Origin of the sequence: Planococcus daihaiensis (assembly GCF_049262615.1) — a bacterium.
Classification (GTDB): Bacteria; Bacillota; Bacilli; order Bacillales_A; family Planococcaceae; genus Planococcus.
Genome location: NZ_CP175504.1, coordinates 1,178,174 through 1,203,248 on the forward strand (window position 1 = coordinate 1,178,174; position 25,075 = coordinate 1,203,248).

General features: G+C 48.0%; 26 protein-coding genes and 1 riboswitch. Of the genes, 5 read left to right on the forward strand and 21 right to left on the reverse strand.

All coding sequences use genetic code 11. The annotated features are described in order from the left end of the window. Positions 1-74: 74 nt before the first annotated feature. A complete protein-coding gene (locus tag DHX103_RS05535; protein WP_422124278.1) occupies positions 75-494 on the reverse strand; it encodes a universal stress protein in 420 nt (139 codons plus the stop codon). Positions 495-908: 414 nt separating this feature from the next. Here DHX103_RS05535 and DHX103_RS05540 point away from each other — a divergent pair, with 414 nt between their 5' ends. Next, complete coding sequence (locus DHX103_RS05540) at positions 909-1,778, forward strand: patatin-like phospholipase family protein (protein ID WP_422124279.1); 870 nt, start codon at positions 909-911, stop codon at positions 1,776-1,778. 458 nt (positions 1,779-2,236) lie between these two features. Beyond that, a complete protein-coding gene (locus DHX103_RS05545; protein ID WP_422124280.1) occupies positions 2,237-3,493 on the forward strand; it encodes a YeeE/YedE family protein in 1,257 nt (418 codons plus the stop codon). 87 nt (positions 3,494-3,580) lie between these two features. On the opposite strand, the gene queE is transcribed toward DHX103_RS05545, so the two are convergent. The 3 genes from queE to queC are packed head-to-tail and all read right to left on the reverse strand — an operon-like array spanning position 3,581 to position 5,372. Next, entirely contained in the window at positions 3,581-4,288 is a 708-nt protein-coding gene (gene queE, locus DHX103_RS05550) for a 7-carboxy-7-deazaguanine synthase QueE (protein WP_422124281.1), read from the reverse strand. Next, the gene (queD, locus tag DHX103_RS05555; protein ID WP_422124282.1) at positions 4,285-4,710 is read right to left on the reverse strand and encodes a 6-carboxytetrahydropterin synthase QueD; all 426 of its coding nucleotides are present in this window, start codon (positions 4,708-4,710) and stop codon (positions 4,285-4,287) included. The genes queE and queD overlap by 4 nt, the downstream gene beginning before the upstream one ends. Next, positions 4,707-5,372, reverse strand: a complete 666-nt coding sequence (queC, locus tag DHX103_RS05560; protein WP_422124283.1) for a 7-cyano-7-deazaguanine synthase QueC — start codon at positions 5,370-5,372, stop codon at positions 4,707-4,709. Before queC ends, queD begins: the two co-directional genes overlap by 4 nt. A 7-nt stretch (positions 5,373-5,379) precedes the next feature. Next, positions 5,380-5,423, reverse strand: a riboswitch (PreQ1 riboswitch). Positions 5,424-5,673: 250 nt separating this feature from the next. Between queC and DHX103_RS05565 the strand changes: the two genes are divergently transcribed. Continuing rightward, a complete protein-coding gene (locus DHX103_RS05565) occupies positions 5,674-7,542 on the forward strand; it encodes a heavy metal translocating P-type ATPase (protein ID WP_422124284.1) in 1,869 nt (622 codons plus the stop codon). A 223-nt stretch (positions 7,543-7,765) separates the two neighbouring features. On the opposite strand, the gene DHX103_RS05570 is transcribed toward DHX103_RS05565, so the two are convergent. The 16 genes from DHX103_RS05570 to DHX103_RS05645 form a co-directional block, all read right to left on the reverse strand. Next, complete coding sequence (locus tag DHX103_RS05570) at positions 7,766-8,542, reverse strand: sulfite exporter TauE/SafE family protein (protein WP_422124285.1); 777 nt, start codon at positions 8,540-8,542, stop codon at positions 7,766-7,768. 240 nt (positions 8,543-8,782) lie between these two features. Beyond that, entirely contained in the window at positions 8,783-9,340 is a 558-nt protein-coding gene (locus DHX103_RS05575; RefSeq protein ID WP_422124286.1) for a carbonic anhydrase, read from the reverse strand. Further along, entirely contained in the window at positions 9,337-11,016 is a 1,680-nt protein-coding gene (locus DHX103_RS05580) for a SulP family inorganic anion transporter (protein ID WP_422124287.1), read from the reverse strand. The genes DHX103_RS05575 and DHX103_RS05580 overlap by 4 nt, the downstream gene beginning before the upstream one ends. A 204-nt stretch (positions 11,017-11,220) precedes the next feature. Then, positions 11,221-11,448, reverse strand: a complete 228-nt coding sequence (locus DHX103_RS05585; RefSeq protein ID WP_422124288.1) for a sulfurtransferase TusA family protein — start codon at positions 11,446-11,448, stop codon at positions 11,221-11,223. A 171-nt stretch (positions 11,449-11,619) separates the two neighbouring features. Continuing rightward, positions 11,620-12,747: an MBL fold metallo-hydrolase gene (locus tag DHX103_RS05590; RefSeq protein WP_422124289.1), complete on the reverse strand. Its 1,128-nt coding sequence runs from the start codon at positions 12,745-12,747 to the stop codon at positions 11,620-11,622. Positions 12,748-12,793: 46 nt separating this feature from the next. Further along, a complete protein-coding gene (locus tag DHX103_RS05595) occupies positions 12,794-13,189 on the reverse strand; it encodes a DsrE/DsrF/DrsH-like family protein (RefSeq protein ID WP_422124290.1) in 396 nt (131 codons plus the stop codon). Between the two features lie 41 nt (positions 13,190-13,230). Beyond that, positions 13,231-13,800 carry a sulfurtransferase TusA family protein gene (locus DHX103_RS05600; RefSeq protein ID WP_422124291.1) on the reverse strand — a complete coding sequence of 190 codons (570 nt, stop codon included), beginning with the start codon at positions 13,798-13,800 and terminating at the stop codon, positions 13,231-13,233. A gap of 64 nt (positions 13,801-13,864) precedes the next feature. Further along, the gene (locus DHX103_RS05605; RefSeq protein ID WP_422124292.1) at positions 13,865-14,161 is read right to left on the reverse strand and encodes a rhodanese-like domain-containing protein; all 297 of its coding nucleotides are present in this window, start codon (positions 14,159-14,161) and stop codon (positions 13,865-13,867) included. Positions 14,162-14,179: 18 nt separating this feature from the next. Beyond that, the gene (locus DHX103_RS05610; protein WP_422124293.1) at positions 14,180-14,545 is read right to left on the reverse strand and encodes a rhodanese-like domain-containing protein; all 366 of its coding nucleotides are present in this window, start codon (positions 14,543-14,545) and stop codon (positions 14,180-14,182) included. Positions 14,546-14,566: 21 nt separating this feature from the next. Continuing rightward, complete coding sequence (locus tag DHX103_RS05615; RefSeq protein ID WP_422124728.1) at positions 14,567-14,989, reverse strand: DsrE/DsrF/DrsH-like family protein; 423 nt, start codon at positions 14,987-14,989, stop codon at positions 14,567-14,569. 210 nt (positions 14,990-15,199) lie between these two features. Beyond that, positions 15,200-15,460 (reverse strand): metal-sensitive transcriptional regulator, encoded by a 261-nt coding sequence (locus DHX103_RS05620; protein ID WP_422124729.1) that lies wholly within the window; start codon positions 15,458-15,460, stop codon positions 15,200-15,202. Positions 15,461-15,633: 173 nt separating this feature from the next. Beyond that, positions 15,634-16,749: an MBL fold metallo-hydrolase gene (locus tag DHX103_RS05625; RefSeq protein WP_422124294.1), complete on the reverse strand. Its 1,116-nt coding sequence runs from the start codon at positions 16,747-16,749 to the stop codon at positions 15,634-15,636. 72 nt (positions 16,750-16,821) lie between these two features. Next, positions 16,822-17,205 carry a DUF302 domain-containing protein gene (locus DHX103_RS05630; protein WP_422124295.1) on the reverse strand — a complete coding sequence of 128 codons (384 nt, stop codon included), beginning with the start codon at positions 17,203-17,205 and terminating at the stop codon, positions 16,822-16,824. Positions 17,206-17,277: 72 nt separating this feature from the next. Continuing rightward, entirely contained in the window at positions 17,278-17,970 is a 693-nt protein-coding gene (locus tag DHX103_RS05635) for an aspartate/glutamate racemase family protein (protein WP_422124296.1), read from the reverse strand. Positions 17,971-18,356: 386 nt separating this feature from the next. Further along, complete coding sequence (locus DHX103_RS05640; protein WP_422124297.1) at positions 18,357-19,202, reverse strand: anti-sigma factor; 846 nt, start codon at positions 19,200-19,202, stop codon at positions 18,357-18,359. Beyond that, on the reverse strand, positions 19,195-19,761 hold the full coding sequence (locus DHX103_RS05645) for an RNA polymerase sigma factor (RefSeq protein WP_422124298.1): 567 nt from the start codon (positions 19,759-19,761) through the stop codon (positions 19,195-19,197). Before DHX103_RS05645 ends, DHX103_RS05640 begins: the two co-directional genes overlap by 8 nt. 425 nt (positions 19,762-20,186) lie before the next feature. Here DHX103_RS05645 and DHX103_RS05650 point away from each other — a divergent pair, with 425 nt between their 5' ends. Continuing rightward, positions 20,187-21,515: a hypothetical protein gene (locus DHX103_RS05650; RefSeq protein ID WP_422124299.1), complete on the forward strand. Its 1,329-nt coding sequence runs from the start codon at positions 20,187-20,189 to the stop codon at positions 21,513-21,515. Positions 21,516-21,543: 28 nt separating this feature from the next. Further along, positions 21,544-22,509 carry a sortase domain-bontaining protein gene (locus DHX103_RS05655; RefSeq protein WP_422124300.1) on the forward strand — a complete coding sequence of 322 codons (966 nt, stop codon included), beginning with the start codon at positions 21,544-21,546 and terminating at the stop codon, positions 22,507-22,509. A 90-nt stretch (positions 22,510-22,599) separates the two neighbouring features. Here DHX103_RS05655 and DHX103_RS05660 read toward each other — a convergent pair whose 3' ends face one another. After that, entirely contained in the window at positions 22,600-24,873 is a 2,274-nt protein-coding gene (locus DHX103_RS05660; protein ID WP_422124301.1) for a putative bifunctional diguanylate cyclase/phosphodiesterase, read from the reverse strand. Between the last annotated feature and the right edge of the window lie 202 nt (positions 24,874-25,075).

A 25,075-nucleotide genomic window follows, 5' to 3' on the forward strand; every position in this document is an offset into this window, starting at 1 on the left:
TCCGTTAGTGTACGCAACAAAGAATAAGACAAGAGGAATCCCCGCGGACCCTCTTGTCTTATTTTTATACTGATTTATTTTACGATAAGCACCGGGCAATTCGCACGTTTCACCACTTTGTGGCTGACGCTGCCGAGCACCATTTCCTGCAGCCCATTCAAACCTCGGCTGCCAATCACCAGAATGTCGAATTGTTCTTTATTGGCATATTCCACAATCGCCGGACCTGGTGTCCCATGTAAAATTTCGACGCGGTATTTCACATTTTTTGCGGCAATCGCTTCTTCCACCGGCTGCAGTTTTTTACGGCGCTGCAAATCGAGTTCTGCGGAACTGCCGCTGTGGAGCACGTCGTTTTTCGCGTTGGCGTGATCTGCCACATAAACGATGGTAATCTGTGCATCCGGGTTCGCCCCGGCAACTTGAATCGCTTCTTTTGCTGCGCGAACGGAATGGTCTGAACCGTCTACCGCCAATAAAATTTTGTTATACATTTTTCGACACTCCTTTTTAATCTGTTGATGGGCTGATCCCATTGCAGTGTCACTCAACAGGTAAGCTGACTGCGTATTATGGCTAGTGTATCACTTCATTTCCCTAAATGTAACCTTTATGGGAATGTATCTGGATTTTCATTCTTAAGGAGCTCCTCTTCATAATAAAGATAAAGTTTTTTATTGACAACGGCTTCGCCAAATTATGAACCCAAAACGGCACCGGTGACATCCTAGATTAAAGTTTATGTGAACCTCATATGGATGAAGCTCTTGCGAAATTGGAATATTCTGATAATATGATGGTAAAGGATCTATTGCGATTCTACGATGAAGAAACCGGCCAGTTGATTGAAGCGGAACAATAATCCGAACAAATGCATTTAAATGCCGGATGATTTGGAGGGGAGCGATATGTATCAGAATGGCTTAATCCTCGAAGGTGGCGGGATGAAAGGTATTTATACCGCCGGTGTGCTTGAATATTTCATGGAAAGGGACCGCTATTTCCCGTATATCATCGGGGTATCCGCGGGAGCCTGCAATGCCGCCTCTTATCTTTCCAGGCAACCGGGGCGCAACAAATCCGTCATGATTGACTATATCACCCATCCCGATTACATCTCAATCCGCAACCTCATACAAAAGCGGGAATTGTTTGGCATGGACCTGATTTTCGACCAGATTCCCAATGTGCTGCTGCCTTTCGATTTCCAAGCCTTTCACGCGGCAGAAGAACGCTTCATCATCGGCACAACGGACTGCCTCACGGGAAAACCTGTCTATTTCGAAAAAAATGACAGTCCCAATGACATTCTGCCGATTATCCGCGCATCCAGTTCCCTGCCTTTCATGTCCAGAGCGGTTTCTTATAAAGGCATGTACTTGATGGATGGTGGCGTTTCAGATCCCATCCCCATCAGGAAAGCGTTGGCTGATGGAGTGACAAAACCTGTCATCATCCTGACCAAAAGCAAAGGGTACCGGATTAAGCCTGCCCGCTTTTCCAGAACGACCCGTTATTTCTACAAGGATTATACAGGCCTCACTCTGGCGCTTGAAATGCGCTGGAAACTTTACAACGACACGATGGACGAAATTGAACGGTATGAACGGGAAGGCAAAGTATTTATCATCCGTCCCTCCGATGATTTCAAGGTCAAACGGGCTGAACGCGACCCCATTAAGCTTGAGATGATGCACATGCAGGGCTATTCCGATGCCCGGCATGCATTTGAAGCGATGGAACACTGGCTCGCGGCCACTGTAGTTGAAACGGTCTAAATTTTTCTTCTATATAAGTTGAACTAATAATCTATAGTAGCCGATATTCCGCAAAACAGCTTCGCTTGCCTTGGGGCTTGCGCTGAGCTAACTCGGTCTCGTTTCACTTCGCCCGAGTGTATCTCAGCACTTCGCTTGGTCCCCTGGGCGTCTTCGCTGTTTTGCTCCATATCTCTAGAGAATTCTCTGAGCGATCGCGTGTCATATGAAGTTGCACCTCCTTTGCGACTAGCTTGTGTAGGAGCATAATCTTTGCCCTTGTCTATTAATGAAGAATATAAGTCTTTACTTCAACTTATATAGATAAATCGTAAACCGGAAAGCCTCTGCGCTTTCCGGTTTTTCTATTGCCTAGAGAAAAAATCTTCCGGCAGGCGCAATAAGTTGACGTGGCTATCAGAAAACATTATTATAGAAAAATATTCCCGACTAAATAAATAGGAAAAGGATGTTTTGATTTGACTACTGCCAAAGTACAGCCTGTTAACGATACAAAGGGTCCGGTCGCAAGAGAAAGTCTTGCTCTGAACCCGCCTCAGAAAGCCTTGATTGCAGGCGGAGCAATCGTTGGATTTATTTTACTTGTATACCTTCTCGCCACTCAGCATATTTCTCAGTCCCTGCTTCTCGGCATCGGCCTGTTGCTTGGCTATACTTTATTCCATGCACGATTCGGTTTCACATCAGCATTCCGGCGCATGATGTCAGTGGGCAATGGCCAAGCGATGCGTTCCCACATGTTGATGCTCGCAGTCGCCGTTACCTTGTTTGCGCCTATTCTTGCATACGGCACCACATTTTTCGGCGGCCCGCTTGCCGGTTATGTATCACCTGTCGGCGTCAGCCTTATCGTAGGCGCCTTCATCTTCGGCATCGGCATGCAACTGGGCGGCGGTTGTGCTTCCGGCACACTGTATGCACTTGGCGGCGGCCGTTCCGTCATGTTCGTGACACTGGTCTTCTTTATCGTCGGTTCAACAGTCGGCGCTTACCATTTGCCTTTCTGGACAGAAGAAATGCCTGCCTTTGAACCTTATTCACTGGCCACTTCGACTGGTCTTGGCTACGGCGGAGCGTGGCTCGTGTCGATTGCGCTCTTCGGTTTGATTGCGTGGGTTACAGTAATCATTGAAAAGAAACGGAAAGCACCAAAAATGGCACCGGTCCCTTCAGAAACCGGCTGGAAACGGATCCTTCGCGGATCGTGGCCGCTATTCGCCGCGGCCATCGTGTTAGCACTATTGAACGCATTGACATTGATGACGCGCGGCGCACCGTGGGGCATCACTTCCGCGTTCGCCCTATGGGGTTCTAAAATTGCAGGAGTTTTCGGCGTAGATGTAGCGAGCTGGGGTTATTGGCAAGGCGCTAACGCAGCTTCGCTTCAAGCGTCCATTTTTACCGACTCAACTACCGTGTTGAATTTAGGTGTAATCCTCGGTGCCTTTTTGGCTTCGGCTGCCGGTGGCTTGTTTAAATTCACACAAGTTACTGCAGGCAATTTTGCCGCTTCGGTTATCGGTGGATTGATGATGGGTTACGGCGCACGCCTTGCGTTCGGCTGCAACATCGGCGCATATTTCGGCGGCATTGCTTCGTTCAGCCTGCACGGCTATATCTGGGGAATCCTGGCGCTTGCCGGAACATTCCTCGCCCTCTATCTCCGGCCGCTGTTCGGATTGTCGGTTCCAAAATCGAATGACTCCGTGTGTTGACGAATTTCTCAAATTGCACACAGCTCGGCAGACAATAAAAAAAGGATTGAGCGTCGAAAACGGCACTCAATCCTTTTTTGTGTATTTTTACACGCCTCTTTTATTTCCCCACACCAACGCATGGAGCTGCGGCAGCACTTTTACATCGTTCATGACGGAAGATTGCATACTGAGGTCAATCAGCCATGAATAGCGCTCGATCAAGCGGGACATCAACCGTGCATCGTCCTTAGTCGTGATGTCATCATTCCCTACCTGCAGGAAAAATGGGATTGTGGGATAGCGGAGATGGAGCTGGCCCGCATAGTCAAAATCCGTTTCATCAAAGATGACGATCTTTATACTGGCATTCGCATTTATCAACTTTTCCATAAACCTGTCCAGTTTGCCGAAATCCGTTACCATGCTGGAACTCGGCGGCTTGGGAGAAAGCGTAATATCGTCCACATCCAGCAGCCAATCTTGCCAAATTGTTGCCTGTGTTTCCACCGCTACTTTCCAATCTTCCTGGTGGCATAGGCGAATGAACTCACCGATCCCTTTATGCAGAAGCGGATTGCCGCCCGAAATCGTGACATGGGAAAAGCTTTGCCCGCCAATCCGTTTCAATTCTTCGATGATTTCTCCTGGCTGCCGGGAAAAGCTCCTTCCCGAACCATCCCATGTAAAACTGGAATCACACCACGAACAGGAATAATCACAGCCCGCTGTCCGGACGAACATCGTTTTCTGGCCGATGACCATCCCTTCCCCCTGGATTGTCGGGCCGAATACTTCCATTACAGGAATCTTCATCGCAACCCCTCCCGTTCCGGGCGATAGACGACGTAGCTCGTCGGGGTTTCCCGTACAATGACCTGAAGGCATAGCGGCTTGTTGTCGCGCGTTTCAAGGACGGCTTGGACCGACTGCCAGATTTGTTCCGCCAGCCGTTCCGTTGTCGGGAACTTGCCTTTAAATTCGGGATGGTCGTTCAGAATCGTATGGTCATATTTCTTGTGGATAGCATCTTTCAGCAGTTTGAAATCTATTAAAAAGTCGGAAGCATCCAGCTTGTTTCCTGCCACCGTTACGTTTACGAAATACGTGTGGCCGTGAACAGCCTGGCACTTTCCGGCTTCTTCATGCGGAATAAAATGAGCCGCGGAAAAATTCATGTCTTTATTCAATTCAAATCGGTAAGCATGCGGTAGTGTTGGATAGAATTGCTGCATCATTTCGCAACACCGCCTGGCTTTGTCGCCAAATAAGCTTTCAATCCTTCATTGCGCAGCTCGCAAGCCGGGCAAGTTCCACAGCCGCTGCTGGGCACGCCGTTATAACAGGTCAGCGTTTTTTCCTGCACAAAATCGAGAGCACCGAACTTATCCGCGAGTTCCCAAACTTGTTTTTTATCACGCCACATCAGCGGCGTGTGAATGACAAACTGTGCCTCCATCGCCAGGTTCAAAGTGACATTCAGCGATTTGATGAAGGTGTCCCGGCAATCCGGATAGCCGCTGAAATCCGTTTCACTCACGCCTGTAACAATATGCTTTGCACCGGTCGTCTGTGCATACACTGCCGCAAACGACAGAAACAAATGATTCCGGCCCGGAACGAACGTCGAAGGCAGTTCCCCTTCTTTTTCCTCGACCGGGATATCGTCCCGCGTAAGCGCATTGGCTGACAATTGGTTGATCAATTTCATATCGAGCACCTGGAACGGCACTTCAAGTTCTTCTGCAATCCGTCGTGCATGATCGATTTCTGTCGCATGGCGCTGGCCATAATCGAACGTGATTGTGGTGACTTCCTTAAATTTGGATAAAGCCCAAAAAAGACAGGTTGTACTGTCCTGCCCGCCGCTGAAAACGACGACCGCCTTTTCGTTATTCATCTATGACAACTCCTTAGTTTTTTTAAGAGGGATTTCGCGAACCTCTTTGTTTTGAACATTTCTCATAATACCACAATCGGATGAGGCAGCCTAAGGAACGCTGGAGTTCGGGAATTTAAAAACTTTTACCTGTGAGTTTATTTACCTTCAAAATTCAGATGACATTGAGCCGTTGGAGTTTATTCACTCTCCGCTTGTTTACTAAAAGTATTATAATCAGGAAAAGAGCATTATTGCGTAGAACGGGTTGCAAATCGGACTGGCCACCGCAACAGTCCAAAAATCACTGGGAGATGAGCACATGGGGAAATGGAGAACACATATCGAATTAATCGCAGCTATTCTTTCGGGAATTTTAATCATCATCGCGTACATTCTCGAAACCCAGTCCATCGAATTGGCTTCAGTCATCACCTATCTGGCTGCCTTTTTGATCGGCGGCTATGCCAAAGCCAAATACGGCATCCGAAAAACGATTGAACACCGCAAGCCGAACGTCGAGCTGTTGATGGTCATGGCCGCGATCGGCGCATCCATCATCGGCTACTGGACGGAAGGCGCCATTCTGATTTTCATCTTCTCCCTCAGCGGTGCACTGGAAACGTATACGATGAATAAAAGCCGTAAAGAAGTTTCGGCATTGATGGAAATCCAGCCGGAAGAAGCGTGGCTACTGAAAGACGGCAACACTTCGCGTGTTTCCGTTTCTGTCCTGCAGGTGGGCGATGCGCTGGTCGTCAAACCGGGCGAACGCATCCCGGCGGACGGCAAATTGCTGATCGGCCACACCGTGGTGGACGAATCCTCCATCAGCGGAGAATCTATTCCTGTTTCCAAGGATGCGGAAGATGATTTATTCGCATCGACAGTGAATATGAGCGGTGCCATTACGATGGAGATGACAAAGCCAAGTTCCGAGACATTGGTGCAAAAAATTATTGACCTCGTGCAATCTGCACACAGCGAAAAACCGCCTTCCCAGCAATTTGTCGAGCGCTTTGAAGGGCAATATGTCAATGTTGCGTTAGTTGTCTTCACCCTGCTGCTGTTTGTGCCGCATTACCTGTTCGGCTGGAGTTGGGATACGACGTTTTACCGGGCCATTCTGTTTCTCGTCGTCGCCTCCCCCTGTGCACTTGTCGCTTCCATTATGCCGGCGACACTCGCTGCCATTTCGAACGGGGCGAAAAGCGGCATTATTTTTAAAGGCGGCGCGCATCTTGAAAATCTTGGCGCAATCCGGGCAATTGCTTTTGATAAGACCGGCACCATTACCCGCGGACGCCCCGAAGTCACTGATTTCTCAATGCGCGAAGATATCGACCAGGACCGTATGATGGCGATCATTGCGGGAATCGAGATGCAATCCAACCACCCCCTCGCCAAGGCGATTACGGAATTTATTCAGCAAAAAGGCATCGAACCGTTAAAGAACCTCCAAATCACCGATGTTCCCGGCAACGGCCTGAAATCGATCATCGGAGGCGAGGAAATCCTGATCGGCAAACCGGATTTTGTCGATCTCGATGATGCCGAAGCCTTTCAGGGCGGTGTGCTGAACCGCTGGGCCAATGAAGGCAAAACCGTGACTTTCGTTCGGGACAATAAAGGCATCGCCGCCGCCATTTCGCTCAAGGATACAGTCCGCGACGATGCGAAAGCGACGATCCAGAAGCTGCAGAAGATGGGCATCTACTGCATCATGCTGACGGGTGACAACAAGAGAACCGCCAAAGCGATTGCGGAGGAGAGCGGCCTCGACGCGTATATCGGCAGCTGCATGCCCGGCGATAAAGTCGAAGAGCTGAAAAAATTGTTGAAAGAGCATGAATATGTGGCGATGATCGGCGATGGCATCAATGACGCACCGGCCCTCGCGATTGCCACAACCGGCATTGCGATGGGCGAAGGCACCGATGTAGCACTGGAAACGGCGGACATCATCCTGATGAAGAATGACCTGTCGCGCATCTCCTACTCCATCCGCCTGGCCCGAAAGATGCAGCGCATCATCAAGCAGAACATCGTGTTTTCGGTCGGGGTCATCATCGTATTATTAATCCTCAATTTCATGCAGTCGATCACGATTCCGTTTGGCGTCATCGGACACGAAGGCAGTACGATCCTGGTTATTTTGAATGGCCTGCGCATGTTGAACCGCAATATCTGACTGGTCGAGGGTGACTGTGTTTTCAGTCGGGGCCTAAAATTGTTATGTTCGAAGCAAAAAATTATCACTGCGCAAACAAATTTCGAACATCGCAAATAAATTTCAAACATCGCAAATAAAATCGATTTTGCGCAAACAAATTTATGTGAGCCACTCATATTGACTATATGAACACAAAAAAAATCCAGTATCGGCTTATAATCTGCCGATACTGGTTTTATTTTCACAAAATATCCGTCCAGATTTTGATGGCTGTGCCTAGAATCAGCAGCGCCAGGATCCATTGGAGGTATTTCGTGTTCATCTTCTGGCCCAGCTTGGCACCAATCGGCGCGGCGATGATACTTGCCACTACCATGACTGCAGCAGGACCATAAAGAATCTGATCCGTGACAATCTTGCCGAAGGCCGCACCAATCGACGAAATGAATGTGATCGCGAGTGAAGTTGCGATGGTCATCCGCGTCGGGATCTTCATGACTACGAGCATGATGGGAACGAGGATGAAAGCACCGGCCGCTCCGACGATTCCGGCTGCGATCCCGACGATGAACGCCAGTCCGGCAGCAAACCATTTATTGAATGTCACCTGATCGAGCGGGATATCGTCGACTCCGTTTTTCGGCAGGAACATCATGACAACCGCGATGGTCGCCAACACGGCATAGACGATGTTGATGGCCGATTCCGTCAAAAGCGTCGAACCAAAGCCGCCGATAAAACTTCCGATCAAAATTGCGCCACCCATATAAATGATCAATGTTCTGTTCAGATAGCCGCTGCCCCGGTATGCCCATACACCCGCAATGGTGGCGAAGAATACCTGAATGGCACTGATGCCGGATACTTCATGGGCGCTGAACGCTGTAAAGCCCAGCATGACCGGAATATACAGAAGCATCGGGTATTTGATGATCGAGCCGCCGACCCCCACCATTCCGGAGACGAAGGAACCGATAAAGCCGATTAAGAATATTAATATAATAAAATCGAAACTCATGTAAAACTCACCTTTCCAGAAAAGCACCTGCGCTTTTCCATTCCATTTCAATTTACTGCAACTTTATTATACCCCCGTGGGTAAAATTTAAAAACCGTCCAGCTCAATTGAGACGAAACTTTACAATACTGAAATAGTTTTGCCATAAATGTAAAATATGGATCAGGGTTTCTGTTGAACGAAAAAAACCAGCCCTTTTCTCTTTGTAAAGAGAAAGCGCTGGTTTCTGCATCGAAAATTTTATAAGGGGTAGATTTGCTCCAATTCGCCGGTTTCCACATGAAAAATGCAGCCCGATACCTCGACGCCTTCTCCAAGTTTTTGATAGACCGGATGCTTGAGCAATTTGTCCACTTGGCTGAGAACATTCATTTTGGCCAGTTCATTGAGACTCGGTTCCGCCTCACCCGTATTTTCCGGCAGACTTCCCCGGATATGGCCAAGCCATTTCTGCAGCTCAGGATCTTCGTTTCCTTCCCAGGCTGCTTTGACGCCGCCACAGCCGGTATGTCCTTTAACGACAAGCTTTTTGACGTTTAAATGTTTGATCGCATAAAACAGACTCGCGGAGAAGCTTTCGTCTTCCTCTACGACCTGGTTCGCGATATTGCGGTGGACGAACATGTGCCCAAGCGGCATCTGCATAATGATGGACGGGCTGACGCGCGAATCGCTGCAGGACAACAAAAAATATTCAGGCGTCTGGCCTTTCTTCAGTTCATCAAAGTACGCCGGATCATGCGCTTTGATCTTTTGGATAAACTCTTCATTCTGCTTTTTCAGTTCGATGCTCTTCATGGCCGCCCCTCCTTTTCATTGATGGCAGACAAAGCTTCTGCAATATTCATATAATGAATTCGCTCACCATACTTCTCTTCCCAATCCGCCTTGTACAGAACATCCAGAACCGTATTTTTAATCCCGGCAAAGACGATTTCCACGTTTCCGGAATGACATTGTTCCATCAGTCCTTCCAGGGCGTGAACAGCTACGGCATCGATTGAATTGATGCTTGAAAAATCAAAGACTACCCATTTCGTCTCGGGTTTGTCCAAAACTCTTGAACATAATTGATCTTCCAAAAACGTCATATTGGCGAAATACAGGGAGGCATCGACGCGGAAAATCAAGATTTCCGGATCAGTTTCTGCTTCCGCGTACCGCTTCGTATTGCGGAACACTTTCTGTTCCGGCAAATAGCCGAGTTCCGCTACATGCGGATATGCGCTGCGTCGAATGAACACCACTAGAGAGAATATAGCCCCTACGATGATGCCCTGCTCGATTCCGATTAATAATGTCGCAAGGAACGTCAGCATCCATGTCCAGCCATCCACTGTATTGACTTTGAAGAGGTATTTCGCTTCCTTCACATCAATCAGGCTGTATACTGCCACCATAATGATCGCTGCAAGTACAGCGAGCGGCAGATAGTAGAACACCCCTGTAAAGAACAGCAAGGTCAAGATGATGAGGAATGCCGTAATGAGCGTTGCAAGCGGTGTTTTCGCCCCTGCCTGATAGTTGACGGCAGAACGTGAGAACCCTCCCGTTACAGGATAGCCCGCAAAAAACGAACCGCCGACATTGGCAAGGCCGAGGCCGACCAATTCCCGGTTCGGGTCGATTTTGTATTTTTCTTTCGCTGCAATCGCCTTAGCCATCGCAATCGATTCCATATAACCGATAAATGAAATCGTCAAAGCGATCGGCAGCAAAGCAATCAGTGCATCCAGCTGAAATGCCGGCATTGACAAGGACGGCAAGCCTGATGGCACTTCACCGACAATTTTCACGCCTTGCGCCTGCAAGTCGAAAAAATAGACGGCCAATATGCTGAAGACAACAACCACCAGTGGTCCTGGAATCTTCTTAACGTATTTCTTCATCAAGATCAGCAGCAGAATGCTTCCGAGTCCGATGACAAGTGTCACCGGATTGATTTCCGCTGCTCTTCTGACTGTTTCCGAGAGGATTAAAAAGACATTTTTATCGGCTTCCAGGCTGACGCCAATCAATTGCTTCAACTGGCTTAACCCTATGATAATCGCCGCAGCAGAGGTAAACCCGCTGATGACGGCGTGGGACAGGAAATTTACAATAAAGCCTAATTTAAATGCCCCTAGTAAAAACTGAATGGCCCCAACCATCAGCATGAGCAATAACACGAGTGATATATATTCATCTGTTCCAGGTTCCGCTAATAGCGAGACCCCTGCCAGCACAAGCAAAGACACCATTGCAACCGGTCCGACTGCAAGTTGCCTCGATGTGCCGAACAAGGCATAAATAATCAACGGGACGGTCGAGGCATATAGACCAATCACCGGCGGCAAGCCGGCGAGCATCGCATACGCCATCCCTTGTGGAATAAGCATGATCGCTACAATCAAACCGGCATTCAAGTCTCCGCTCAAGTCTGATTTTTTATAGCTCCCCATCCACTCCAGAGCCGGAATCCATTTTTTCAACAAAACTATTTCCCCCTTTTGAACAAGCGGCGTCCAGAATGCAAGATTATACGGTTACAGACATTCGCAAAAAACGCCAAAGCCTGTTGTGCAGGAGGAAAACGCTGTTGCAGTTTGTGCCCCTACCATCCCATTACCCTGTTTTCTCGACCGCTGTGATAATAAATAAGTAAAAAGAAAAGGACATCAGACGATGCCCTTCACTCATTAGCCCTTTTGAATCCAGAACTTCAGCACGTCGCCTTCTACTTGAGAATCCAACATCTCATGTCCGCCGGATTTTGCCCAGGCAGTCAGGTCAGCTTTCGCCCCTTTATCGGTAGCAAGGATCTGCAGGATCTGGCCTGTAACCAATTCTTTCATTTCTTTACGTGTTTTTACGATCGGCATTGGACAAGCCAAGCCTTTTGCGTCTAATATTTTATCTGCGTTCATCAAAATCTCTCCTTTGGGTTTGTGTTATTTTTGTGTGCTAATAACCGATATTCCGCCAAACAGCTTGCTTGCGGGCCCACAGGATGTGGGTCATGCAGTCTTCGCTGTTTTGCTCCATATCTTTTATGATTTCTCTCAGCGCCGAAGCGACTTTCAAACAGTTTTTATTTATTAACGTACCGCGCAGCGGTTTGGTCCAATTTCCATTTCACGTTGAGCTTCTTCATCAGGTGAGATTTTCCCCATGTTGATCTGACGGATATCCTGATAAGCATTTGGCTGCGGTGGTAAGTTCTTCGTCACCATGTCGCGGAACTCCTGCTCATCTTCAATATTCAGGCCGTGATTTTCTTTGAAAAGATCGCCCAATTTTTTTGCGACGCTGCCGTCTTTATTCAACTCATCCATAATCATGAAGTGAGCCGGAAGAACGATCAGGTCATTGGCTAATTCTTTATAGCGGCTGTAAAGGGATTCCCGCAAGTCGCCTACCCAGTCTTCTGCAAGGCCGGCAAGGTCCGGGCGTCCGATGGAATCGATGAACAGAATGTCGCCTGTCATCAAATATTGGTCATCAACGATAAATGATGTGGAGCCGATTGTGTGCCCCGGTGAGTATAATGCTTCAATTTCGATTTTCGAACCGCCCAATTCCACTTCCAGGCCATGAACGAGCTTCGTGTAATCGAAGACCACTTCTTCTGCATCAGCCGGCGGCAAGTAATACGTTGCGCCTGTTGCTTCAGCGATGTAGCGTCCTCCGGAAATGTGGTCTGCATGCAAATGCGTGTCAAAGATGTGCTTGATCGTTGCACCTTTTTCCTGCGCGAAATCCAAGAAGACATCAGTCATGCGTGTTGCATCGATAATCGCGGCTTCCCCGTCGGAAATGGCCATATACGATAAGCAGCCTTTGCCGATACGGACGAATTGGTATAATTCCCCGCCATTTTTCAAATCGCCGACTTTCACTGGTTCCAGGTGTTCGCTCCACGCTTTCATGCCGCCTTCAAGATACGCCGAATCGACGCCTTCTTCAGCCAGCATTTCAGCTACCATGACAGAAGATCCCTCTTTCGCACATACGACCAGGATGTCTCTGTCTTTCGGAAGTTCTGAAGCCACTTCTTCGACTCCGTCCAATAAATCAAAATAAGGTGTGTTCAAATATTGGATGTTGCCACCTTCAATTTTCCAATCGGCGAATGCGTCGCCGTTGCGGACATCAAGGATAAACAAAGGTTCATTATCAATCACTTTTCTTGCTACTTGTTTTGCTGTCATTGCTTTTACAGTCATATTTAAATACCTCCACCTGGTTATTTTTTGGTAAATTTCATTCAGATTAGAATGTTAGTGTAACGTCTGCGTCTTTAGCAAATTCAAGGAATGTTACCGCTCCGCCAACTTCAATGCCGTCAACGAAAGCTTCTTTTTCAAGGCCGAATAAGTCCATCGTCATTTGGCAGCCGATAAATTGAACGCCGAGTTCCTGCGCCATTTCGATCAATTCTGGTATAGCTGGTACATTTCCTTTTTTAAATCCTTCGGCAATCGCTTCCTTGCCTTCTGGAAGTGCCAATTGGCCGTAAGCTTCTTTGTTGATGAGATTCAACCCTTCGAATGTAAAGAAGATTGCCACCTCGTGATCGCTTGCCGCTGCTGCAGTTGCGATATTGTATACTTTATAGGCATCGAACATTGTGCCGTTTGATGCGATGATTGCTGTTTTTGCTGCCATTTAAGAATTCCTCCATATAGTAGAATTTAGTGTATTTCTGATTATGCTTGAGTTTGTTCAGTTGAGCCGTTCCAGTGGGTCATACCCTCTACGGCATTTTTCACGCGAGCGAATCCTTTTTCGGCCAATTGCTTAGCAGCAAAATCACTGCGGTTGCCGGTGCGGCAAATAACGACGACTTCTTTTTCAGCATCCAGTTCCTGCGTGCGGTTTTCAAGTTCGCCAAGCGGAATCGATACGGCGCCTTCGATGTGTCCGAATGCATATTCCGCAGGTTCACGGACATCCAGCACGATGACTTCGCCACTTTCAAGCTGTTCCTGCAATTCAGCGTTTGTTACTGTGTGCGGGAAACGAACTTCTTCTTTTTCTTCCGTTTGGTCTGCTTTGCGCAAATAATGCTTCAGGACGTCGCCTTCTTCAGAAGTTCCAAGGTATTGGTTGCCGCTGCTTTTCGCCCAGGCTTTCAAGTCAGCCAGTGAGCCTTTATCCGTTGCCTGCACTTCGATGACCTGGCCCGGTTCGAGCTCGTTCATCGCTTTTTTCGTACGTACGATCGGCATTGGGCATGCCAGCCCTTTTGCATCTAATAATTTATCTGTCTGTATCATTAAAATTCCTCCTGAGTTACCCATAGGGGTATATTTTCGTTTAAAAAATTTTTCGAAATATTATTTACTCCGTCGGTCCGTCCCAGTCCATCATGCCGCCGTCCATATTGATGACGTTGTAGCCATGGTTTTCCAGAAGGCTTGCTGCCATTCCGCTGCGGTTGCCCGAGCGGCATACCATGATATGTTCTTTCGATTTGTCGATATCCTGCAGGCGGAACTCGAGAAGTCCCAGCGGAATATTGACCGCACCCGGAATTTTCCCGGATTTTACTTCTTCTGTTTCCCGCACATCAATGATTGAAACATCTTTTTTCGTGTCCATGTATTCTTGGACTTCTTGTGTAGTCATGCGATTCATTGTGTTTCCTCCTTCGAATTAAGGGCGGTAGCTTCCCATGCCGCCTCTGACATTAATTACGTGATCGAAACCTTTTTTCTTCAGGATTCCTGCTGCTTTGCTGCTTCTCATGCCGCTTTGGCAGATGACGTACGTTTCTTTATTGGCATCGAGTTCGGTCGTTCGGCCAGGCAATTCGTTTAATGGAATGTTCTTGAATTCCTTGATGCGGTTCGCTTTGAATTCTGCCGGCGTCCGGACATCGATGAATTGCTTGTCTTTTTTCTTGAGTTCGGGCTTCAGTTCATCCGTGGAAACGGATTTTACGCCTTTTGCTCCCGACATGGCGCGGTAACCGATAAAGACGATCACAGCTCCGATTAAAATCATTAACCAAGTATCCATGATTTCCCTCTTTTCCTTCTATTAGATGAACAAGTTTACGTTGCCGTCTTCGGCATCTGCAAGATATGCGGCTACGCCTCCGTAAGTTACGTCTTCCAACAATTCATCCTGGCTCAATCCGAGAAGATCCATCGTCATTGTGCATGCCACAAGGTTGATTTCTTGTTCCTGTGCCATTTCGATCAGCTGCGGCATTGTCATGGCATTATGCTTTTTGATGACTTTTTTAATCATTTTCGGCCCCATGCCAGCCATGTTCATATTGGATAAGCCAAGTTTGTCTGCACCGCGCGGCATCATTTTGCCGAACATATTTTCAAGCAATGTTTTTTTCACTGCTGGCGGATTTTCTTTGCGAAGCGCGTTCAATCCCCAGAATGTGTGGAAGATCGTCACCTCATGGTCATAAGCTGCTGCTCCGTTTGCAATAATGTAAGCAGCCATCGCTTTGTCGTAATCTCCACTGAATAAAATAATGTTTGTTGTTTTTGTCTTTTGCACTTGCTAGTTCCCCCTCAAATTACCCCATAGGGTATATAACGAATTAAATAAAAAAAGTTCACCGGCTTGAGCAACGAAGAAATTAAAATACCTATAGGGGTATACTAACATCAAAAATGAAAATCCGTCAACCCGAAAGTTCGACGGATTTTTTTATCTGCTTTTCACAAGCAGGCTGACCGCATCTTTTACGAGTTGATCTGTGCTCTCACCTTTGTCTACGCTGTCGCGCACGCATTGTTCGAGGTTCTCGCTGACAATTACACCGATTGCGCGGTCAACTGCACTCCGCACAGCGGACAATTGCATGACGACATCCTGGCAGTCTTCTTTTTCTTCGACCATGCGCAGCACGCCTTTCAGCTGCCCTTCGATTCGCTTCAATCTATTCTGGACTTGTTTATCGTATTCCATCATCTTCGTGCCTCCCTGTTATCATTGATATCATTAAGATACCATTATCATATACCCCTTAGGGTATAAAATCAAGCATTTGATTCGGCAATTAAAAAAACGGATAATTCTTTGCCTCAGCCTATTTTAGGACTGCAGATTGCAGGCGTCAAGAATTATCCGTTCCTTCTATATTATACTGCGCAATTATTCGGACCCGTTTCCATTTCTTTTGCTTCGTCAGTAGGCGGAGTCATTTTGCCCATATTCGTTTGCCGGATGTCTTCATAGGCATTCGGCTGATCCTTCAATCCCTCTGTCACCCGTTTGATGAATTTCGCTTCATCACGGATCTGCAAACCTTCATTCGTGTCATAAAGGACAGCTAATTTTTCCGATACGCTGCCGTCTTCATTCATCTCACTGACCTCGGCGTAATGGGCCGGCAGGACAAGCAAGCTATCCGCCAATTTCTTGTAGCGGCTGTAAAGCGTTTCATACAGATCCTCCGCCCAGTCGGTTGCTTTACCCGCAAGGTCCGGCCGCCCGATTGATTCGACAAACAGAATGTCGCCGGTCAGCAAGTATTTATCGTCGACCACGAATGTCGTGCTGCCGATCGTATGCCCCGGGGAGTACACCGCTTCGATGGTTGTGCTGCCGACTTCGAGTTTCAGGCCATCAGTGGCCGGTTCGAAAGCAAAGACAACTTCATCCGCATCCTCCGGCGGCAGGTAATACGCGGCACCGGTTGAGTCCGCCAGCCCCTTGCCTCCTGAAATATGGTCTGCATGCAGATGCGTGTCGATGACATATTTGATTTTCATGCCTTTTTCTTTTGCGAATTGCTCATAGACATCCGTCATGCGGCTCGCGTCGACAATGGCCGCCTCGCCGTCTGATTCGATCAGGTAGGACAAGCAGCCTTTGCCAAGCCGGACGAATTGATAAATTGCTCCGCCTTTTACTTCGCCGATTTGGACCGGTTCCAGCTGTTCGCTCCAGGCAGCCATGCCCCCATCAATGGAATAAACATTGCTGAAGCCATTTTCCTGCAGGTAGGCAGCTGCTTTTTGCGAGTCGTTGCCTTTGCCGCAAACCGTATACAACGGCTGGTCTTTCGGCAGATTTTGCAGTTCCGATGAGTCGGAGTTCAATTCCTTAAGCGGGATATTGATCAAATTGACGGTATCCCCTTCAATATGCCAGTCTTCCGAATCTTCCGGTTTACGGACATCCAAAATTTGCACCTGTTCCCTGCGGACCACCTCATGCGCAACTTCATTTGCAGAGATAAATTTTACAGTCATCTGTTATTCCTCCTAATTTTACAAGTATTCCAGTTACCGTATGGGGTATCTGTAAAGTTAAATTTTTTTACTTCAAACCGTCTTATCGATGCAGTCGATCAAGCGTTCTTCAATATCTACAGCAATTTTCTTAACCGAATCGTTCTCGACCATCTGGATCAATGCGCTCGGTTTCGGCATGCCAATCTTTGTTTTGCCTTCATTTTCATAAACGACGATTTTGCACGGCAGGAAATAGCCGACGAGCAGGTCTTCCGATAGAACGCGGTTCGCTTCCTCCGGATTGCAGACTTCGAGTATTGTGTATGGCGTATCGAAATCGGTTCCTTTTTCCTGGAGCTTCGCCGTCAAATCGAAATTCCACAGCACCCCGAATTTCTGTTCCTTTAAATTCGCTTCGAGGTCACGCACGGCCTCGTCTTTGCTTTTTGTCGTTTCAACTGTGTAGTCAAACATTTTTTTGCTCCTCTCGTTATCGTATTTCTCTACCTTCTCCTTGAATTCCCGTATTCAACCGAATAAAACATATTAGTCCTCAAACGCTTCTTTGACCGCTTGAACGGCATGAATCTGCGCCGTATCAAACAAAGGCACAGCCGCATCTTCCGCTTTGATCAGCAAGCCGATTTCTGTGCAGCCGAGAATGATGCCTTCTGCGCCTGCCCCCACCAAATCTTGGATCACCTGCTGAAAAGTTTCCCTGGATGCTTGCCGCAAATCGCCCGCCACCAGTTCCTCGAAAATGATGCGGTTGATGTCGTCCCGCTGTTCGGCGCCAGGCACCACCACTTCAATGCCGTGCGACTCGATGCGCGAACGGTAAAAATCCTGTTCCATTGTATAACGTGTGCCGAGCAAGCCGACTTTCGAGAGCTTCTGCGCCTTTATTTCAGCGGCCGTTGTATCGGCAATATGAAGAACCGGAATCGAAATCCCTTCTTCAATATGAGCGACGACTTTGTGCATCGTGTTCGTGCAGATGACAATGAAATCCGCACCCGCCTGCTGCAGTTTCAGCGCCACTGCGCCGAGCAATTCCCCTGCCTGCTGCCAGTCGCCTGCGGATTGCAGCCGTTCGATTTCCGCAAAATCCACGCTGTAGAGGAGACATTCCGCAGAATGCAGGCCGCCGAGGCGCGCATTCACTTCCTTATTGATGGTGCGGTAATATTCCAGCGATGATTCCCAGCTCATGCCGCCGATCAGGCCGATTGTTTTCATAGAGATTCCTCCTCGAGTTGTTTCGTCTCTTCCAGTCCTTGCAGGTGGACTGTCGCGTTGCCTACTTCTATAGTTTTCTATTGATAGAAGGAATATCCTTTAAAATTTATGGCTATTTAAGTTGAACTACTATTTTTTTACTTGTCGATATTCCGCAAAACAGCTTCGCTTGCCTGGGGGCTCGCGCTGAGCTAACTCGGTCTCGTTTCACTTCGCCCGAGTGGATCTCAGCACTTCGCTTGGTCCCCATGGCGTCTTCGCTGTTTTGCTCCATATCTTTAAAGAGTTCTCTGAGCGCCGGAGCGTTATAAAGTATAATTCTTTTGTTCAACTTATACATCAATGAAAAAAACCGGCTGCACCCCGCAGCCGGTCTTCTCCACTATTTAAATGCCGCCGCTCAGAACCACTTGTCCCTGTGGCAATTCGTTGCCGGGTTGCGGTTCCAATGTAATCGCGATGGTATCCCATTCTTCGGTGTTATTGTCGATATTGAAATACGTTGCGCCTTCACCATTGGCATTTGTCGTAAATGCGCCGGCCGGGATCGGGTTATCGCCTTCGATCAGCCAGACCTGGTAAACCTGCTCGCCTTCAAGTGCTGCCAATTGCTGCCCTTGCACGACCAGATTGAGCGCGCCGTCTTCTTCTTCGATCAATGCCGCTGTTCCGCCGCCAGTGAAATCTTCACTCGGCTGCAATTCAATCGACTTGAACGCTGTCGTCGGCTCAGTCGGTTCGGCCGGTGGTACCGGCTCCGTCTGTTCCTGCTGCAACTGCATAAATGCGTAGGCGTTGCCGATCAGCGACGCCAGCAGGACTGCGGCAATCAGCGGTGTCGCCCAATTGCGTTTGCGTCCGCGGTCAGTCATCGGTACTACGTTCGAGTCATTCTCTTCCCGCGGTGTGCGCACTCTTGCATCCGATTCGGCATGCGATGATGAGCTTGCTGCTTTGCTGCCAGCTGCTGATGATGCTGCGGCAGACGATGCGGACGATGCGGAAGAACTGTCGCTCGCGCCTTCTTCTGCGAAAACATTCGCCAGGATCCGTGATTTCATTCCCGCAGGTGGTTCTGCCGGTTCTGAAAGATAAGGGAGCTGTCCGGTTGCATCCGCAATTTCGCGGCATTCGTCGCATGTCTTCAAATGTTCTTCGAACTGGCGTGTTTCTTCTTTTGATAATGTACCGTTCAAATAGTCGACCAATTGATCACATAATTCGTTATTCATCGGTAGCCCCCCTTTCCTGCATCCCGTGCAGTGTTTTTTTCAGTTTGCCGAGCGCCAGCCGGATCCTGCTTTTGACGGTTCCAAGCGGCATGCCGCATAGTTCGGCAATTTTTTCGTGCGTATGTCCTTTGAAATAGAATAATTGAATCATCTCCTGCTGCTCGGTGGATAATTGCGAGACGGCAGCCTGAATATGCTCTTTTTCTTCCTGCCATTCGGCCGTCTGCTCAACGCTCGAGTCGGAACTCGGCATTTCGGCGACTTCATCGAGCGGCACGGTTGCCGCTTTGCGTTTGCGTATCAGATCGATCGCGGAATTCTGCGCCATCCGGAACAGCCAGGAAGTGAATTTCCCTTTGCTGTCGTCGTACTCGCCGATGCCCCGCCAGATTTTGATAAACACTTCCTGCAAGGCCTCTTCCGCCAGATCTCGGTCCTGGGTCATTTTATAGAGAAACGAGAATAGAATCTTTTCGTACCGGTCATACAAGTATTCAAGCGCATCTTTATCTTTTTCCTTGATGCGCGAGTAAAGCAGCGTATCGGAACTTTTCTCCATTGATGTACTCCTTCAATTCGTGTGGCATAGTTCTAGCTTACTATACACCGGCAAATTGGAGAAAGCCTGGGCCGATTTTATTTTTGTAAGCTCATCTATTCAACGTGTAAAAGCCCGTTTTAGATCAGTCTGGCAATAAATTCCGTGTTGTTTCCTTATATAAATGATATTCCGCAAAACAGCTGCGCTTGCCTGGGGGCTCGCGCTGAGCTAACTCGGTCTCGTTTCACTTCGCCCGAGTGGATCTCAGCACTTCGCTTGGTCCCCATGGCGTCTTCGCTGTTTTGCTCCATATCTTAGAGAAATCCTATACCACTTCGTGGAGTGTAAAGAAAATAAATTGAAGTTTTTCACCAAAAAACTGATCCAAATTCCAACTCCTTCCGTTATACAGTTACTAAGCAAAAAATAAAGGAGTGGTGACGATGAAATTCAGAAAAATTTTAGCACCGATATTAGGGGCAACGCTGTTGGTTCCTTCAATGGGGATGGCAGTGAGCGCAGATGACCATTCGCCGACGGAAACAAGTGGAGTGGAATTACGCTCAGCATTGGATGGACTGTTGTCCGAGCATTATGCATTAGCCGTGGATTCCATGATGAAAATATATGACGGCGACGCAGCAGCCGAAGCGGCAATGGCGGCACTTGATGCCAATACGGCCGATATGGAACCTGTAATCGCTTCTGTTTATGGCGAAGAAGGCGGAGCGGCATTTATCGAAATTTTTGATAAGCATAATACCGGTACCGACGACTACGCAATGGCCGTGAAAGATGGCGACGAAGCAGCGCAAGAGGAAGCACTCGACGAGATCCAATCATTCGTTGATGAGATGGGCGCATTCCTTGGAACCGCCACTGAAGGCAACTTGCCGGAAGACGGCGCGACTGAAGCACTTCGCGCACATGAAGATTTTGTGCAAAACACTTTCGATTTGTATGCAGCCGGTGACTATGTGGAATCATACACTTCTTACCTGGAAGGCTTCAAGCAGATTTTCGGAGCAGGCAGTGCCATCAGTGGCGCAATCGCGACGCAGTTCCCGGACCAATTCACGGATCCGAACACAGCAGCCGGTGATTTCCGTTCAACTGTCAGCCGCATTGCGGCAGAGCATTTCGCTCTTTCACAGTTGAGCATGGCAAAAGGCTATAACGGTGCGTCAGACTTTGACTTTGCCGACTGGGCACAGGATCAGAATACGGAAGAATTCAGTGCAGCCATCGCTTCTTTCTATGGTGATGAAGCAGCAACTCAATTCGCAGCTATATGGAACAACGAACACATTTCCGTACAAAGTGACCTGGCAACTGCACAGGCCGGCGGCAATGAAGACGAAATTCAGCAAGCACAATCCCAATTGATTGATCTATTCGCAACAGAACTTGGCACATTCCTGAGCGGTGCAACGGAAGAACGTTTGCCACAGGATGAAACGATTGCTAATATTGCAGCGCATGAACAATCAGTCGTTGATACGTTCAGCCAATACGCTGCAGGCGATTTTGAAGCCTCTTATAATAGCTACCGTGAAGGCTACACAATCATGTTCGCTATCGGCAACGGCTTGAGTGCCGCAATTGTCGACCAGTTCCCTGAGAATTTTGAAACAGCGGTTCCTGACAAAATGCCGGCTACCGGCCTTGGCGGTTCTGCGAATGGCATGAACACCATGATGATCTGGGTGGCAATGAGCACGTTGATCCTATTAACAGCAGGAACTTTGACGTTTCGTCAGAGAAAGCAATAAATGATCCAACTTGGAAGGAGTTTGAGCGATGAGAAAATTTTGGACAATGGCGACAGCACTGATTCTATGTGCGGTGCTGTTTGTCATCCTGAAACCAATGGCCGAGGAACCGACATTTGAAGAAGACATCGCTCAGCTTGAACTCCCTGGAGCTGTTGAAGACACGCCGGCTGAGCAATTGGCAACGGAAGACGAGATTGATAAAATTGCTGAATTCCCGATTATGCCGGCCCAGCGTGAAAAACTGCAGGAATTGCAAAAGCAGCGCCAGCAGAGTATCCAGGGCATGGAACCGGCACGAATTTCCATACCGTCTATCGGGGTCGATGCAGCGATTGAAGCAACCGGCATTCTCGACAATGGCGAAATGGGCGTACCGGAAGACGTCGATCAGGTCGGCTGGTTTGAACCCGGCTTCCAAGTGGGCGCGAAAGGCCACTCAGTCCTTGCAGGACATGTCGACAGCCTGACCGGACCCGCGATTTTTTTTCATTTAAATAGAGTGGAAGCGGGTGAGAAGGTCATCGTTACGGATAAAGACGGCCGTGAGATGATTTATGAAATCCAGAAAAAAGCCAGTTATGTAACAGACGAAGCGCCGATCGAAGAAATTTTCGGCTCCTCGGACAGCCGGATGCTCAATTTGATCACATGTACCGGCACCTTCAACCGCAGTATCGGTTCCCATGAAGAACGTCTTGTCGTAACCGCAGAGCTGATTTCCGACTCGAGCGTCCAGGACAAACAGCCGGAAGCACCGACGGAAGTGGTTGCAACTTCGTTCAATCTTTCCTGGCACGCCGTGCGCGATGATGCCATCATCGGTTACCGCGTCTACGAGGAAGATATCGACAGCGGTGAACTGACGAAAATCGCCACCGTGTCCCTGTTCGACCGCAAGAAAGTCGAAATTGAAGCGGACGATACAAAACGCTATTACGTTTCGGCAGTCGATGTCGATTTGAATGAGTCGGAGAAGACTTCATCAAAATGAAAAACACATGACACAGCTGCCTTTCCAAATAAAAAAGCCCTTTTCCTTCATTCATAAGAATGTGGAAAAGGGCTTTTTCGTGAATTCATTTCAAAAAGTTTGTTCGAGCTTGTGAGTGAGCATATCCGGCAGCTTCATCAATACTTCAAAGTCATCCGGTGCGACCGGTTTCGAGAACAGATAGCCCTGGCCGATGGTGCAGCCATGCTCGACCAGCAATTTCATCTGGGTTTCATATTCGACGCCTTCAGCGACAATCGTCAGGTTCAAGTTCAATCCCAGCTCAATAATTGTTTTCACCATCGGATTCATGACATCGGAATCCAGCTCATCCACAAATGATTTATCGATCTTTAACGTATCAATCGGCAATTTCTGCAGTACATGCAAAGAGGAATAGCCGGTGCCAAAATCGTCGATTGACGTTTTTATCCCCATCTTGTGGAGGCCGTCCAAAATTTTGATGCTTTCTTTGATGTTCTGCATGATGCTTTCAGTGATTTCCAATTCCAGGTATTGCGTAGCCAGCGCCGTGTCATCCAAAATCTTCTGGACCGTCTCCAAAAAACGATTATGCCTGAACTGCAAACCCGATACGTTGACCGCTACAGCTAATGGTGGAAAGCCCCGTTGCTGCCACTGTTTGTTCTGCCAGCAAGCTTGCCGCAGGACCCATTCGCCGATGGAGACAATTTGGCCTGTCTCTTCCGCAACGGGTATGAATTCTACCGGCGACACCCAGCCCAGTTCCGGATGCTGCCAGCGTAACAGGGCTTCCATGCCGATTATTTGGTGGTTTTGGAGGTCGACTTTTGGCTGATAGTGGATTTGAAGCTGGTTTCTGCCTATCGCTTTTTTCAGCTCGGTTTCGATCTTCATCTTCCGGGCTTTTTCTCGGCTAAGCTCCGCATTGAAAAAGCTGTAGTTATTCTTGCCATTTTCTTTCGAGAAGTACATTGCAGCATCTGCATTTTTTCTCAACTCTTCCGGCGTATAACCATGCTCGGGAAATTTGCTGATGCCGATGCTTGCGGTAACATCCACTTCATAGTCATCAATTTGGAGTGATTTATGGAACAGGGCCAAAATTTTATCGGCCGTCGCAATGCATTTTTCGTCTGTCGCATCGATGATGACGATGACGAATTCGTCTCCGCTTAAGCGAAAAAGCAGCATGTTTTTTTCAATGACTGATCCCAGCCGTTCGGCGGTTTTAGTCAGCACCTGATCACCGATATGATGGCCCAGTGTATCGTTGACCACTTTAAATTGGTCCAGGTCAATCAGCAAAAGAGCTGTCTGTTGAAACGAATCCTCATTCAAAATGCGGTCGAATTCTTTCACAAAGCTGCCTCTATTGGGCAAATTCGTTAGCGGATCGTGATAAGCCAAGTATCTGTATTGGCTTACCAATTGCCGGTTTTTCCGGAGAATGTACAGCAAGCGGCCAAGTATCAAAAAGAACGTCAGCGATAAGCCAATGCTGAGGGCGTTGAAATCGTATTGGTAGCTGTGAGTGGCCAGCACAAGAAGGACCAGAATGCTTAAATAAGGAAAAGAGCCCTCCCTGTCCCTTGCAGGAGTGCGTGCAATCAGGATAATACTGCCTTTATTCGTTTTGCCGAAATAACCTGTAAATCCGATGAACAGCGTCGACAAGAGCCACAACAAGTCGGCAAGATGGCCTGGCTGATAGCTGTCTGTGAAAATTGCGTAGGCAAACAGCGCATCAGCTGCAACGTGGATGAATAATCCAACGACCAACAATAACAGCATTTCCCGCTTGCTGTTTTTTTGTATCATATAATACAAAATCGCCACGACAAACAGAATCGTCAAGTCTGCGATGGGGTATAAAGCCGATATCAAATCAGCCATCCAGGACTCTCCGTACTGCTTCCTTACCGGATTGATCAAATAATGGTAGCTGATGGCTGAAACCGTGATCATAAAGATAGTGATATTGAAAATTTTAGAATCCCCGGCAGATTTATTGCCCAAGTCGCGGATTTTCGAAATCAGCGCCGCCAGAAAAAAGAGGTAGGCGCTCGCCCACACCAGAGACGAAAATTCCGAGGACGCCGTAAAGCCTTCCACAAGCTGGTCATACAGCCAGAAAAAATTGGAACTAATATAGAAAGAAAGCCCGATCAGCAGAAACAGCCAAAACCTCTTCTGCTTGCGGCGCGCATTGCGATAAGCCTGAAACAGCCAGAGGATGCCGGCCATTCCGATCAGAATTTGTAGTACATTGGTGCCGATCGAAATCAGCAAAGGATTCCCCTCAAAATAAAGGGTCCAGCCGAAAAATAAGCCGATCACTATTAAAAGGATTGAAATGGGAAAAATATTATTGTTACGCAAACCTATCCCTCCTGGGTATCAGAAATCCGTATAATGGCGCTCGCGCTTTCAAGCGCGGGGAGCGCAACAATTTGCAATGGCCCGGTGCTCCGTTCCATGTCCCTGTCACAATATATGTATAGCTTAAAATTTAAAAAGTATATATATTATAATAACCTTTAATATTACAAAATTATAGTCCTTTTATCATATTTTGAATATG